The organism is Xanthobacter dioxanivorans (assembly GCF_016807805.1).
Classification (GTDB): Bacteria; Pseudomonadota; Alphaproteobacteria; order Rhizobiales; family Xanthobacteraceae; genus Xanthobacter; species Xanthobacter dioxanivorans.
In genome coordinates, this window is sequence record NZ_CP063362.1 from 2,832,501 (window position 1) to 2,846,215 (window position 13,715).

Here is a 13,715-nt window from a genome sequence, read left to right on the forward strand (position 1 = left end):
CAGGCGAAGATTTTGGCCGCTCACCCGCAAGGCTTACACCCTTTGGGCTTCGCGCAAAGCTCGCTGCTCGGCAACTGCCGGTCTTTTCTGACCATTCGTTGTGGCGGAGCTTTGGAGAAACGACATCTCGCCGTGGGGCGGCGTCGCTTCGGTGTGGCGGCTTATAGGGGGACGAGACTCGACCTGTCAATACCCGCGTTGCGAAAAGGCTGAGGCCGGCGGGGCTGTGGAAAACTCGGACAACTGCCGCCGCGCGGGCGCTGCCCGAGGTGGGAAAAACGTTATTTTATAAGGGACTGGCCAGCATTTTGCAGGGATCTTCGGCGCGCAGTCGGGAGCGCGTCCGTGGCGGCACGCTCCCGGCGGCCCCCGCTCTTGCTCGACGTCTCCGGCTCAGCTCCTGAGGCCCGGCGCTTCCTGCCCGGTGCGTGCGACATACTCCGTGTAGCCGCCGGGATACTGGTGGATGCCGTCGGGCGTCAGTTCCAGCACTCGGTTGGAGAGGGCTGCGAGAAAGTGCCGGTCATGCGAGACGAACAGCATCGTCCCCTCGTATTCGGCCAGTGATGCGATGAGCATCTCCTTGGTGGCCATGTCGAGATGGTTGGTCGGCTCGTCCAGCACCAGGAAGTTCGGCGGATCGTAGAGCATCTTCGCCATCACCAGGCGCGCCTTCTCGCCGCCGGACAGCACGCGGCACCTCTTTTCCGCGTCGTCGCCGGAAAAGCCGAAGCAACCAGCCAGCGATCGCAGCGAGCCCTGGCCGGCCTGCGGGAAGGCATCCTCCAGGGTCTCGAACACGGTGCGCTCGCCCTCGAGCAGGTCCATGGCGTGCTGGGCGAAGTAGCCCATCTTCACGCTGCCGCCCACCGCGACGCTCCCCGCGTCCGGCTGCGTGGTGCCTGCCACCAGCTTCAGCAGGGTGGACTTGCCGGCGCCGTTGACGCCCATCACGCACCAGCGGTCCCGGCGGCGGACGTGGAAGTCGAGCCCTTCATAGATGGTGCGGCTGCCATAGCTCTTGTGCACGTTCTTCAGGCTCGCCACGTCCTCGCCGGAGCGCGGCGCCGGCTGGAATTCGAACGAGACGCTCTCGCGGCGCCGGGGCGGCTCCACCCGGTCGATCTTCTCCAGTTTCTTCACCCGGCTCTGCACCTGCGCGGCATGGGAGGCGCGGGCCTTGAAGCGCTCGATGAACTGGATTTCCTTGGCCAGCATGGCCTGCTGGCGCTCGAACTGGGCCTGCTGCTGCTTCTCGTTCAGCGCCCGCTGCTGGGCGTAGAAGTCATAGTCGCCCGAATAGGTGGTGAGCGCGCCGGCGTCGATCTCCACGATCTTGGTGACGATGCGGTTCATGAAGGCGCGGTCGTGCGAGGTCATCATCAGCGCGCCGTCATAGCCCTTCAGGAAGGCCTCCAGCCAGATGAGGCTCTCGATGTCCAGATGGTTCGACGGCTCGTCCAGCAGCATCGCATCCGGGCGCATGAGGAGGATGCGGGCCAGCGCCACGCGCATCTTCCAGCCGCCCGAGAGCTTGCCCACGTCGCCGTCCATCATCTCCTGGCTGAAGCCGAGGCCCGCCAGCACCTCCGCCGCCCGGCCCTCCAGCGCATAGCCGCCCAGTTCCTCGAAGCGGGCCTGCACCTCGCCGTAACGCTCGACGAGTTCATCCATCTCGTCGGCGCGGTCCGGGTCGCCGAGGGCGGTTTCCAGCTCTTTCAGCTCGGCGGCGACGACGCTCACCGGGCCGGCGCCGTCCATCACTTCGGCCAGCGCGCTGCGGCCGCTCATCTCGCCCACGTCCTGGCTGAAATAGCCGATGGTGATGCCGCGATCGACGGAGACTTGCCCCTCGTCCGGCGGCTCCTGCCCGGTCATCATGCGGAACAGCGTCGTCTTGCCCGCGCCATTGGGACCGACGAGACCCACTTTCTCGCCCTTCAGCAGGGCCGCGGAGGCCTCGATGAAGACGATCTGTTTGCCGTTCTGCTTGCCGATGTTGTCGAGACGAATCATGCGTGCGCGATCTCTTTGGAAGCTCTAGGCGCGCCAATAGGCCATGTGGCGGCCCCGGGGAAGGGCGGGCCGGAGGCGGGGGCGCGAGGTGGCGGCGGCATTGCGTCTCGGCGCGGCGCGGGCGGTCCGCCGGAGTCTGCGATTTGACATGGCTGTCGGCCGAAATAACTATATGGTTAGATAAATGAGAGGCTGGTTCTCCTGATCCCGATCTGCGCCAGTCCCTTCTCCGATGGGGCGGCGGCATGGGGCGCAGGCCCGGTCTCAGGCGATGAAGCGCGGCGCCAACCGCGATCGCACCAGGACTGTACAAGACGCGCAAAAGGCGCGCTGGGGTCAAACGGGAGGAAGACATGAGGCTCAAAGCAAGAGTGGGCGCATGGCTCTGCGCCGCGGCAGCGCTCGTCGCGACCGCCGGCGTGGCGTCGGCGGCGGACAAGGTGATCCTGCTGCTCAACTGGTACAATTACGGTGAGCACGCGCCCTTCTACCTGGGCATCGACAAGGGTCATTTTGCCAAGGAGGGCATCGACCTGGAAATCCAGGAAGGCCGGGGCTCCGGCGTCACGGTGCAAGCCACGGCGGCCGGCTCCGCCACCTTCGGCTACGCCGACTTCGGCACCATGGTGAAGGCGGCGGTGAAGGGCGCGCCCATCAAGGCGGTGGGAGTCATGCTCCAGAAGAGCCCCATGGCGGCCGAGGGCTTCGCCGACAAGAACATCCGCACCCCCAAGGACGTGATCGGCAAGACCGTGGTGTCCACTCCGGGCGACAGCTTCTCGCAGCTCTGGCCGGCGCTGCTGAAGGTGAATGGCATCGACGAGAAGCAGGTGAAGGTAATCTCCGGCGACGCCGCCACCAAGCGCAACGCGGTGATCTCCGGCCAGGCCGACTTCCTGCTCGGCAACGTGAACGACCAGAAGCCGCTCATTGAGGAGGCCACCGGCAAGCCGGTCCATGCCATGCTGTTCGCCGACTTCGGCGTGAACACCGTCAACGGCGCCTTCATCACCCGGCCCGACCTCCTGGCCAGCAACCGGGACCTGGTGGAACGGTTCCTGCGCGCGGCGCAGAAGTCGGTCGAGGAGGCAAAGCAGAACCCTGAGGCGGCCGTGGACGCCATGCTGAAGGTGAACCCCAAGGCCGGCAAGCGCGAGACGCTGCTCGCGAGCTGGACGGTGACCGTCCCTCTGCTGCACACCGCGCTGACGCAGAACAAGCCGGCGCTCTGGACCGACCCGAAGGACGTCTCCGGCACGCTGGACATCCTGTCCAAGTACAGTGGCGTGGAGGTCGATCCCGCCCAGGTAGACAAGTTCTACACCAACGATTTCCTGCCGAAGTAGGACGCATTCACGCCGCGCCGCCATGCTCTTTCGACGGGCATGGCGGCGAGCGGCGTGGCGCGGGCGCATTGACAGGCCGATGATGCGCTTCGTAATATCTAACTAGATAGTTAAGTAAGGGAACGTCATGGTCGCCGGTCATGCCCGCCTCTTTGCCATCATCGGTGATCCGATCCATCACGTGCGCACGCCGGCGGTCTTCAACGCCTATTTTGCCGAGCATTCCATCGGCGCCGTCTGCGTGCCCATCCACATCCGCCCCGAGGCGCTGGAGGCGGGATTTGCCGGCCTGAAGGCCATGGCCAACCTGGACGGCTTCATCGTCACCGCGCCTCACAAGGAGCGGGTGGCGGGGCTGGTGGACCGGCTGGAGGGCGACGGGGCACTCGTCGGGGCCGTCAACACGGTGCGGCGCGAGCCGGACGGCTCGTTCACGGGAACCATGCTGGACGGCCACGGCTTCGTCGCCGGGCTGGCGCGAGCCGGCCATGGTGCGGCAGGCCGCAGCGTCTATATCGCCGGAGCGGGAGGCGCGGCGCGCGCGCTGGCGTTCGCCCTCGCCGGCGCCGGCATCGCCCGCCTCACCATCCACAACCGCACCCGTGCGCGTGCGGAGGCGCTGCTGGCTGCGGTGGAGACCGCCTATCCCCGCATCGAGCTGGCGCTCGGCACCCGTGATCCGCGCGGCCACCACATGGCGGTGAACGCCACGCCCCTCGGCCTCGAGCCCGGGGACGGCTTTTCCTTCGACGTGGACCTGGTGGAGCCGCCGACCCTCGTGGCCGAGGTGCTGATGAAGCCCGAAACCACGGCGCTGCTCCACGCGGCTTCAGCGCGCGGCTGCCCGATCCACCAGGGCCGGCACATGCTGGACGGACAGCGCGACCTGATGATGGCCTATTTCGGCCTCGCCCGCCCCGCGGCCGCCGCCTGAGGCCCGAATGCGCCGCGCCGAGCGGCGGAAAGGAGGAGGCCCATGGCCTATGTGGTCACCGAGAACTGCATTCGCTGCAAATATACGGACTGTGTGGAGGTCTGCCCCGTCGACTGCTTCTACGAGGGGGAAAACATGCTGGTCATCAATCCGGATGAATGCATCGACTGCGGCGTGTGCGAGCCGGAATGCCCGGCCGATGCCATTCGCGCGGAAGGCGAGGATGGCCATGCCCAGTGGCTGGAGCACAACCGCGCCTATTCCGCCGTCTGGCCCAACCTGACCCGGCGCCTGCCGGCCCCGGAGGATGCGGACAGCTGGAACGGCGCGGCAGGCAAGCGGGAGGCGTTCAATCCGGCGCCGGCCGAGCGATGACGCCCGCCGCCACGGCGTCGCTGGCCGCGCGCCTGTCGGCGGCACGGGCCGCCGCCCACGCGTTCGCCGACTGGGACGCGCCGGCATACGCGCTGCCCGAAGATCCGGACGCGGCCTATGCCGTGCAGGCCGAGATCATCCGCCTGTCCGGCGGGCCGGTGCGCGGCTGGAAGGTCACAGCGCTGAAGCGCGAGGATCAGGGCGCCTACGGTGGCGACCGTCCGGTGGCTGGCCCCCTCCTCGCCGCGGCGGTCCATGCCTCGCCGGCGACGCTCCCTTTGTCGGGCTTTCTCACGCCCATGCTGGAATGCGAGTTCGCCTTCGTGCTCGGCCGCGATCTGCCACCGCGTTCCGCGCCCTACGATCTCGACGCCGTGGCGCAGGCGGTGGACGCGGTGGTGGCAGCCTTCGAGATCGCCGACGGGCGGGTTCCAGCAGGCGCGCCGGGGCCGCTGCGTCTCGCCGACAGCATGGGCAACGGGGCTTTCGTGCATGGCGTGCCGATCCGCGACTGGCGCGGGCTCGACCGGGCCGGCCCGGTGGTGCTGCGCCTCGACGGCGCGGTGGTGGAGGAAGGCTCGGGCAGGCGCATCCTCGGCGATCCGCTGAAGGCGGTGCAGGCGCTGGCCAACGCCCAGCCTTTGGCGGGTTCCTTGCGCGCCGGCCAGATGATCACCACCGGAACCGCCACCATGCCGTTGCGCCTCACGCGTCCCGGCCTCGCGCAGGCGGATTTCGGCCCGCTCGGCACCATCGCGGTGGCGATCGGCTGATCTTCACTCCCCGAACGTGGCCGGCCGCTTCTCGACGAAAGCGGCGATGCCCTCGTGGCGCCCGCGATCGGACATGCACAGGACGTGCAGCTCGTTTTCGTGGCGGATGCCGGCTTCGAGCGGCATGGAGAGGGCGGCGCGCGTGGCCGCCTTCACCGCCTGCGTCGCCACCGGGCTGAAGGCGGCGATGCGCTGCGCCAGCGCCGCCACGTGGGCGTCGAGGGCCTCGTCCGCCACGACGTCCTCCACGAGGCCGATGCTGAGCGCCTGTCCGGCCGCGATGGTGTCGCCGGAAAGCAGCAGGCGCATGGCCTGCCCATAGCCCACGAGGCGCGGCAGCATCTGCGAGGCCCCGCCGCCGCCGACCCAGCCGCGCGTGACCTCCGGCGCGCCGAGCCGCGCACTCGCTCCGGCGATGCGGATATCGGCACCGAGCGCGATCTCCAGCCCCCCGCCCAGCACCCAGCCGCGCAACGCGGCGATGACCGGCTTGCGCATGTCGCGCACCACCGCGGCATATTCCACCCGGCTGCGGAAGGCCCACAGATCGGTGATCTCGCCCAGGGCGTTCATGTCGGAACCGGCCGAGAAGGCGCGCGCTCCGCCGCCGGTGATGACCGCCACCCGGATGGCGGCATCGGCGTCGAGGGCGGCGCAGGCCTCCCCGAGGCTGCGGGCCATGGCGGGGGTGATGGCGTTATGCTTGCGCGGCCGGTCGATCACGATGCGGGCCACATGGCCCTCGCGCTCGATGCGGATCGCGCCGTCCATATCGTCGGCCATGCGGGCCTCCTGTCAGCGGGCGGAACGCCGCTCGATTTCCTCGAACACGGCGGAGACGTCGCGGTCGGTGCCGCCGTGCGCCATCATGTCGGTGAAGATGGCCGCCATGGTGTCGAGCAGCGTGAGGGAGAGGCCGAGCTCCTGCGCCAGGGCCTGCGCCGTCCGCAGGTCCTTGAGCTGGTATTGGGCCGGTGAGCCGGGCACGAAGTCACGCGTGGCCATGCGGGCGCCGTGCAGGTTCAGCACCCGGGATTCGCCGAAGCCGCCCATCAGCGCGGTGCGCAGGCAGGACAGGTCGGCGCCGCCCCGGGCGGCGAAGGCGAACGCCTCCGCCACGCCGACCATGGCCGCGCCGACGATGATCTGGTTGGCGAGCTTGGCGAGCTGCCCCGTGCCGACGGGGCCGATGCGGGTGGACCGGCCCAGCGCCGCGAACACGGGAGCGAGGTCCGCCACCGCCGTCGCATCGCCGCCGGCCATGATGGCGAGCGTGCCGTCCCGCGCGCCGACCTCGCCGCCGGACACCGGGGCGTCCACATAGGCGATGGCGTGATGGGCGCAGATCTCCGCCTGGGCGCGGCAGGCCTCGACCGGGATGGAGCTCATCACCACCAGCGTCGCGCCCGGCGCCAGCACAGCCACGGCGGGGGACGGGCCGGAGAACAGCACCTCCTCCACCACGGCGCCGGTGGACAGCATCACCACCGCCACCCGCGCGCCACGCAGCGCGTCCTCAGCCGTCCCGGCCAGGGTCGCGCCGTGCTGCGCCAGCGGCTCGGCCTTGGCCGGGCTGCGGTTCCAGGCGCGGACGGCAAAGCCCGCCTCAGCGAGGCGGCGGGCCATGTGGCCGCCCATGATGCCGGTGCCGAGGAACGCCACGGCGCTGCCCGGCGAGACCTCCGTCATGCGCTTTCCCTTAGGTTCGGATCAGGCGGATGATCAGGCGGTCTTGGCCGCCTTCTTGACCACGGCGAGCTGCTTGAACGCGTCGGACTGCTTGTAGGCGGCATCGAGCGGATAGCAGCCCGAGACGATGCCGTTGCGCGGCGCGGTGGTGCAGTCGGAGAAGGTGCGGCAGATCTTCTTTTTCTGCATCCCCCGGCCGGACAGCATGTCCAGCGGCAGTTCGGGATAGGACAGCACCATCCGCCCGAGGCCGACGAGGTCCGTCCAGCCCAGCCGCACCACCGCCTGCGCCACGTGGGGCAGGAATTCCTGCAGGTAGGTGTAGCCGGAGCCGAGCAGGGCGAAGTCCGGGAACCTCTGCTTGAGATCCCGCACCACCGCCAGGTGCCGCATCACGCCCAGCAGAGGATCCTCCGGCGGGTGGTAGCCGTCGGACGGCGGGTAGCTCGCGGGGCGGGTGAGATGCGGGTTGTAATAGGGGCTGCCGAGGGTGACGTTGACGAGGCGGATGCCGAGGTCGCGCAGGATCTCGAAGAGCGCGAAGGTCTCCGACAGGTCGTAGGCGGTGGGGTCGTCGGCCTTGGTTCCGAAGCCGTAGATGTAGGGCCGTGCGCCGGCGTCGTCGTCGGGTACGCCGGGGCCGAGCGCGCCGGGAAGCGAGCGGGCCGGATCCGGCCGGAAGGCGATCATGTCGATGGCGCTGATGCGCGTGGCCAGCTTGAGGCCGGGGCAGGCGGCGCGGATGCCGGACACGAGCTCGCGCAGGAAGCGGGTGCGGTTCTCCAGCGAGCCGCCGAACGGGCCCGGCCGGGTCTTGGCGGAGAGGAATTCATGGCCGAGATAGCCATGGCAATGCTTCAGGTCGACGAAGTCGTAGCCGCAGGCCTGCGCCCGCTTCGCTGCCACCACATAGTCGTCGATGAGCCGCCAGATGTCGTCGTCGGACAGGACCGGCTGGTCGGCGGTGCCGAACTTCCGATCGAGCACCGGGTGGCGGTAGAGGATGCGCGGTTCGAAGCGGCGGTTATCGTTGGGCTTGCAGAAGCGTCCCGAATGGGTGAGCTGCAGGCCGATGACCAGCCCGTCGTCGGTGCCGGCCGCCTGCCGGTGGGCGGAAACGACGGTCTCGCGCAGGTCGGCGATGGCGGCCTGCGTCGCCTCGCTCATCACCAGCTGGAGCGGATTGGCTCGGCCGTCATGGCGCACCGCCACCGCCTCGCCGCCATAGATGAGCTTGGCGCCGCTGAGCCCGAAGCGCTGCCAGCGCCTTTTGGTGTTCTCCGTCGGAGCACCGTCGCGGGTGCCGTCCCATCCCTCCATGGGATGGATGGCAAAGCGGTTGCCGATGGTCATCCCGTCCACCACCAGCGGCGCGGCGAGGGGGGATTCCACGCCGCCGGCGACGATGTCGTCGCAGGGCATGTCGATGCCAAGCTCGGCGAGATGGGCGCGGAAGCCGGCGACGCCGCCAAACGAGGTGACCTTAGGGAAATCCCCATACTTCATCGGCGGCTCCTCGGCAGCGTCGTCCCAACCGTGATGTAACTAGTTAGTTAAGTCACGTCGAGAATGCTGTCAATGCGCCGGGGCCGCGTCGACGATGCGATGGAAGCGACAACTCCGGCCCTGGCGACGTGCGCGTGGCGTCTGCCGAAGCGGGCGGAGCGGAAACGAGGCCGCCCGCCGGGGACAGGGCGGTCAGGATGCCTTGATGTAGTGGGTCACCACGTCCACCACATGCCGGCGCCGCACCGCGCGTTCCTCGGGTGTGGACAGGTCCCGGCCGAAGGCGGTGGAGAAGGTCGGATTGTTGGAGAAGTAGAAATAGCTCACCGCGGAAATGGTCATGTAGAGGTGCATGGGATCGATGCCCGGACGCACCGTACCTTCTTTCTCGCCACGGGCGAGAAGGGTCTTCAGGCGCTCGATGAGCGAGATCTGCATCTCCCTGAGCCGCGTCGAACGGCGCAGGTATTCGCCGCCCAGCATGTTCTCGCCGTTGAGCAGCGTGATGATATGGGGGTGTGTTGCCGGATAGTCGAACTTGAACTCGACGAGCCGGGTGATGGCCTCCACCGGTGGCAGCGATTCGAGATCCAGCCGGGCCTCGGCCACGCGCATGTCCGTATAGGCGCGTTCGAGGACCGCCACGTAGAGGTCCTCCTTGCTGCCGAAATAGTAATAGATCATCCGCTTGTTGGCGCCCGCCTCCTCGGCCACCAGATCCACGCGCGCCCCGGCGAGGCCCTTGCGGGCGAACTCCACCTCCGCCGCTTCGAGGATCTTGAGCCGGGTCTTGTCGGCATCCCGCGTCGCCACCTCCTTCGCCGGGGTGGCGCGGGGCTTCGTGCGGGACCCCTTGGTGGAACTGGCGGAGGGCACGGTCATCAACTTTCCGGACGGCGCCCCGCCCCAAGCGTTCAGGCGCTGAGTCGGGGCCAAGCGATACGTTCGGGACGTTGCGACAGATGCAGCCGCCGTTCAAGCCCGATCGGGCCGGGCCGGAACAGGGCGGCGTCCATCAGCTTCAGGTCCGCCGCGATGTCGGGTGTAAACGCCATCTGCCCCAGAACGTCGCGTTCGAGGTCGATGCCGGGCGCGATCTCGATCAGCTCCAGCCGTCCCGTCGCGTTGCGGCGGAAGACGGCGCGCTCGGTGACGTAGAGCGCCTCCTGCCCCACCTTCTGCGCGTAGAGCCCGCTATAGGTGAGCTGCTGAAGGGCGGAAACGAACTTCCTGTCCCTGCCTTCACGGCTGATCACGGTGCGCCCGTCCGGCCACGCCATGTCGAGGCCGCCCGAGGTGAAGGTGCCCGAGAACACCACCGTCTTGGCGTTCTGGGAGATGTTGATGAAGCCGCCGGGGCCGATGATGCGGTCGGAGAAGCGCGAGACGTTGACGCTGCCCTCCGCGTTCACCTCGGCGAAGGAGAGGAAGGCCACGTCCAGCCCGCCGCCGTCGTAGAAGTCGAACTGGTAGGGCTGGTCGATCATGGCGTGGTAGTTGCGGCTCGCGCCCACCTCGTTGCCCGAGGCCGGCGCGCCGCCGATGAGGCCTTGCTCGTTGGTGAGGGTGATGGCGTCGAGGCAGCCCTCTTCCGCCGCCACCGTGGCGATGCCGGTGGAGATCCCCGAGCCCAGGTTGCACACCGCCCCCGCATAGAGCTCCAGCGCTGCCCGCCGCGCGATCACCTTGCGCGGGTCGAAGGGCAGGGGGGCGATGGCGGAGAGCGGAATCTTCAGCTCGCCCGCATAGGCCGGGTTGTAGTCGGAGGCGTAGGTCTGGGTCTGGGCGGGGTCCACAACCACGAGGTCCACCAGGATGCCGGGGATCTTCACCTGCTTGGGGTTGAGCGTGCCGCGCCGAGCCAGGCGCTTCACCTGCACGATGACGATGCCGCCGGCCCGGCGCGTCGCCTGGGCCATGGATATCATCTCGCCGAAGATGGCCTCCTGCTCCATGGTCACGTTGCCGTCCTCGTCGGCGGTCGTGCCGCGCAGGAACGCGACGTCCGGCACGAACGGCTTGTAGAAGAGCCATTCGCGGCCGGCGAGCTCCACCACCTCCACCAGGTCCTCGGTGGCCCGCGCGCTCTGGCGCCCGCCGCCGAGGCGCGGGTCCACGAAGGTGTTGAGGCCCACATGGGTGACAAGGCCGGGGCGGCCGGAGGCCATCTCGCGGGTAAGCTGGGAGAGCGCGCCCTGGGGCAGGGTGTAGGCCTCGATGCGGTTCTCCAGCGCCATCTTCTCCACCGGCGGGGAATCCACCAGCGTGCCGCACACCACCCGCTTCAGGAGGCCGTCATGGGCGAGGTGGCCGACGCCCCGGCTCTTGCGGTCGCCGAGGCCCACCGGATGGACGGTGGTGATGTCGCGCGGCGCGCCCTCCTTCAGGAAGCGCTCCGCGACGGCGGCGATGAGCGTGTCCGGCACCGCATGGCCGCCGCCCGAGCCGCCGATGAGGAGGGTGTCGCCGGACTTGACCAGCCGCGCCGCGTCCTCGGCGCTCACCACGCGAACAGCCATCGCTCGTTCCTCCCATTCGTCGGGCCATATGCCCGGGCCGCACGCCCCTTCGCCGGGAGGCGCGGCATCGCCGCTTGTTTAACTCACTAGTTAGTTATAATGTGGAGGCCGTCCACCCGTCAAATCTCCGGCCGGCGCCGCGGTGCGCCCGTGCGCGGTATCGACCCAAAGCACCGGAACGCCCCATGAGCAATTTCGACCGTGAAGAAGTCCTCTGTGTCCACCACTGGACCGACACGCTGTTCAGCTTCCGGACCACCCGCAGCCAGAGTCTCAGGTTCATCAACGGCCAGTTCACAATGATCGGGCTGGAGGTGGACGGCCGCCCGCTGCTGCGCGCCTATTCCATGGTCAGCCCGAACTATGACGAGGGGCTGGAATTCTTCTCCATCAAGGTCCCGGACGGCCCGCTCACCTCGCGGCTCCAGCATCTGAAGGTGGGCGACAGGATCCTTGTCGGGCGCAAGCCCACCGGCACGCTGATCCACGACAACCTCCTGCCCGGCCGCCATCTCTATCTGCTCGGCACGGGGACGGGGCTGGCGCCGTTCATGAGCATCATCCGCGATCCCGACACCTATGAGCGGTTCGAGAAGGTGGTGCTGGTGCACGGCTGCCGCCGGGTGGCGGAACTCGCCTACGAGACCCTCATCACACGCGAGCTGCCGCAGGACGAGTTCCTCGGCCCTGCGGTGCGCGACGGGCTGATCTACTATCCGACCGTGACCCGCGAGCCCTTCCGCCACACCGGCCGCGTCACCGATCTCATCGAAACCGGAAAGCTGTTCGCCGACATCGGCCTGCCGCCGCTGGAGACGGCCCATGACCGGGTGATGCTGTGCGGCAGCCCGGCCATGATCGCGGACATCCGCACCGGGCTGGATGCACGCGGCTTCACCGAAGGCAGCATGTCCGAGCCGGGGCACTACGTCATCGAGAAGGCGTTCGTGGAGAAATAGGCAAGCCGGCCCTCTCTCTGTCGGAGGGAGAGGCGGGGCCGTCTCATGCGGCGATGCCGTGCGCGGCGAACACCGGACGCGCCCGGGCGGTGGCGAGGTCCGGATCGGCCAAAAGGCCGGCCTTGTCGGCCAGCCGGAACAGTTCGGCCAGATGCAGGGTCGAGCGCGCGCTCTCCTGTCCGCCGACCATGGTGAAATGGTCCTGGTGGCCGTTGAGATAGGCCATGAAGACGATGCCGGTCTTGTAGAAGCGGGTGGGCGCCTGGAAGATGTGGCGCGACAGGGGCACCGTCGGCGCGAGGATGCGGTGGAAGGTGTCCTCCTCCCCCGCCGCCAGCGCCGTCAGCGCCGCGGAGGCGGCCGGCGCGATGGCGTCGAAGATGCCGAGCAAAGCGTGGGAATAACCCTGCTCGTCGCCGGCAATCAGCTCCGCATAGTTGAAGTCGTCGCCCGTATACATGCGCACCCCCGGGGCGAGGCGGCGGCGCATGGCGATCTCGAAATCCTTGTCGAGCAGGGAGACCTTCACCCCGTCCACCCGGGCGGCATTGCGGTTGATGACGTCGAGCGCCGTGTCGAGGGCGGCGCCGAGGTCGCGCGTGCCCCAGTAGCCGGCGAGCGCGGGGTCGAACATGTCGCCGAGCCAGTGGATGATCACCGGCTCCCTCACCTGGCGCAGGATGCGGTCGTAGACCCGGCCGTAGTCCTCCGGTCCGCGCGCCATCCGGGCCAGCGCCCGCGAGGCCATGAGGATGATGCGGCCGCCGACCGCCTCCACCGCCTCCACCTGCTCCTCATAGGCGCGGATCACGTCGTCGAGGCTGCGCGCGGCCTCCGCGGCGAGCTGGTCGGTGCCGGCGCCGGAATAGACGCCGGCGCCCCGCGCCTTCGCCGCCACCACCGAGCGGCGGATCAGCTCCAGCGAGGTCGGCCAGTCGAGGCCCATGCCGCGCTGGGCGGTGTCCATGGCCTCGGCGACCGAGAGGCCGAGGTCCCACAGATGCTCGCGGAAGGCGATGGTGCGGTCCCAGTCCACCGCGGTGTCGATCCACGGGTTCTCGGCGCGCAGCGGGTCGGCCACCACATGGGCCGCGCCGAACGCGATGCGGTTGAACGGCCCGGCCTGCGTGCGGGGGAAGGGGGAAGCCGCGCCCGGACGGTAGGTTTCGAGACGGCCGGAGGCGGTGGGAAGCTGGAGCGCGGGCATCAGTCGAACCATTCGTCGTGAGGATCGAAGGCGGGGATCGGGATGTTCAGGATGCGCATGCGCCCGATGGCGCGGTGGCGGCATCCCGGCTTGATGAAGATGGAGGTCAGGGGCGCGACCGGGATGCGTTCGCCGTCGAGCTCCATCTCGCCCTCGCCATCGAGGATCACGTAAATCTCGGTCATCGCCTTGTGGTAGTGCACCCGCGCATCCTCCGTGATGTCGGTGAGGTGCACGGTGGCGAGGGCATTGTCGGAGGTGCCGAAGGCGCGCCGCGCGAAGCCGCAGGGGCAGGCGACGGCCGGGATCTCCTCCAGGCGGGCGATCATGTAGTTGGGCGACGACATCATCGGGCCTCCTGCCCGGTCGCGCGCCCCCGGAGGTTGCGGGG

The 13,715-nt window shown here is 68.8% G+C and carries 13 protein-coding genes; 5 read left to right on the forward strand and 8 right to left on the reverse strand.

Translation table 11 applies throughout. The features are described 5' to 3' along the window. Positions 1–393 precede the first annotated feature (393 nt). On the reverse strand, positions 394–2,016 hold the full coding sequence (locus tag EZH22_RS13325; RefSeq protein WP_203196060.1) for an ABC-F family ATP-binding cassette domain-containing protein: 1,623 nt from the start codon (positions 2,014–2,016) through the stop codon (positions 394–396). Between the two features lie 353 nt (positions 2,017–2,369). On the opposite strand from EZH22_RS13325, the gene EZH22_RS13330 reads away from it, so the two are divergent. The 4 genes from EZH22_RS13330 (at position 2,370) to EZH22_RS13345 (ending at position 5,444) form a co-directional block, all read left to right on the forward strand. Continuing rightward, a complete protein-coding gene (locus EZH22_RS13330; protein WP_203196061.1) occupies positions 2,370–3,362 on the forward strand; it encodes an ABC transporter substrate-binding protein in 993 nt (330 codons plus the stop codon). A 127-nt stretch (positions 3,363–3,489) separates the two neighbouring features. Beyond that, positions 3,490–4,296, forward strand: coding sequence for a shikimate dehydrogenase family protein (locus EZH22_RS13335; protein ID WP_203196062.1), 807 nt, complete (start codon positions 3,490–3,492; stop codon positions 4,294–4,296). 42 nt (positions 4,297–4,338) lie between these two features. Beyond that, positions 4,339–4,671 carry a ferredoxin FdxA gene (gene fdxA / locus EZH22_RS13340; RefSeq protein WP_203196063.1) on the forward strand — a complete coding sequence of 111 codons (333 nt, stop codon included), beginning with the start codon at positions 4,339–4,341 and terminating at the stop codon, positions 4,669–4,671. After that, entirely contained in the window at positions 4,668–5,444 is a 777-nt protein-coding gene (locus EZH22_RS13345; RefSeq protein ID WP_203196064.1) for a 2-keto-4-pentenoate hydratase, read from the forward strand. The genes fdxA and EZH22_RS13345 overlap by 4 nt, the downstream gene beginning before the upstream one ends. Positions 5,445–5,447: 3 nt before the next feature. On the opposite strand, the gene EZH22_RS13350 is transcribed toward EZH22_RS13345, so the two are convergent. From EZH22_RS13350 to EZH22_RS13370, 5 genes are all read right to left on the reverse strand, one after another. Then, a complete protein-coding gene (locus EZH22_RS13350; protein WP_203196065.1) occupies positions 5,448–6,227 on the reverse strand; it encodes an enoyl-CoA hydratase/isomerase family protein in 780 nt (259 codons plus the stop codon). A gap of 12 nt (positions 6,228–6,239) precedes the next feature. Continuing rightward, positions 6,240–7,133, reverse strand: a complete 894-nt coding sequence (locus EZH22_RS13355) for an NAD(P)-dependent oxidoreductase (RefSeq protein ID WP_203196066.1) — start codon at positions 7,131–7,133, stop codon at positions 6,240–6,242. A gap of 33 nt (positions 7,134–7,166) precedes the next feature. Next, entirely contained in the window at positions 7,167–8,639 is a 1,473-nt protein-coding gene (locus tag EZH22_RS13360) for an oxidoreductase (protein ID WP_203196067.1), read from the reverse strand. A gap of 192 nt (positions 8,640–8,831) precedes the next feature. Continuing rightward, positions 8,832–9,521, reverse strand: coding sequence for a TetR family transcriptional regulator (locus EZH22_RS13365; RefSeq protein WP_203196068.1), 690 nt, complete (start codon positions 9,519–9,521; stop codon positions 8,832–8,834). Positions 9,522–9,553: 32 nt separating this feature from the next. Next, positions 9,554–11,158 carry an acyl CoA:acetate/3-ketoacid CoA transferase gene (locus EZH22_RS13370; RefSeq protein ID WP_203196069.1) on the reverse strand — a complete coding sequence of 535 codons (1,605 nt, stop codon included), beginning with the start codon at positions 11,156–11,158 and terminating at the stop codon, positions 9,554–9,556. Between the two features lie 185 nt (positions 11,159–11,343). Here EZH22_RS13370 and EZH22_RS13375 point away from each other — a divergent pair, with 185 nt between their 5' ends. Then, the gene (locus EZH22_RS13375) at positions 11,344–12,117 is read left to right on the forward strand and encodes a ferredoxin--NADP reductase (protein WP_203196070.1); all 774 of its coding nucleotides are present in this window, start codon (positions 11,344–11,346) and stop codon (positions 12,115–12,117) included. Positions 12,118–12,160: 43 nt separating this feature from the next. On the opposite strand, the gene EZH22_RS13380 is transcribed toward EZH22_RS13375, so the two are convergent. Beyond that, on the reverse strand, positions 12,161–13,324 hold the full coding sequence (locus tag EZH22_RS13380; protein WP_203196071.1) for a dihydrodipicolinate synthase family protein: 1,164 nt from the start codon (positions 13,322–13,324) through the stop codon (positions 12,161–12,163). Beyond that, on the reverse strand, positions 13,324–13,674 hold the full coding sequence (locus tag EZH22_RS13385) for a cupin domain-containing protein (RefSeq protein ID WP_203196072.1): 351 nt from the start codon (positions 13,672–13,674) through the stop codon (positions 13,324–13,326). The genes EZH22_RS13380 and EZH22_RS13385 overlap by 1 nt, the downstream gene beginning before the upstream one ends. Positions 13,675–13,715 lie beyond the last annotated feature (41 nt).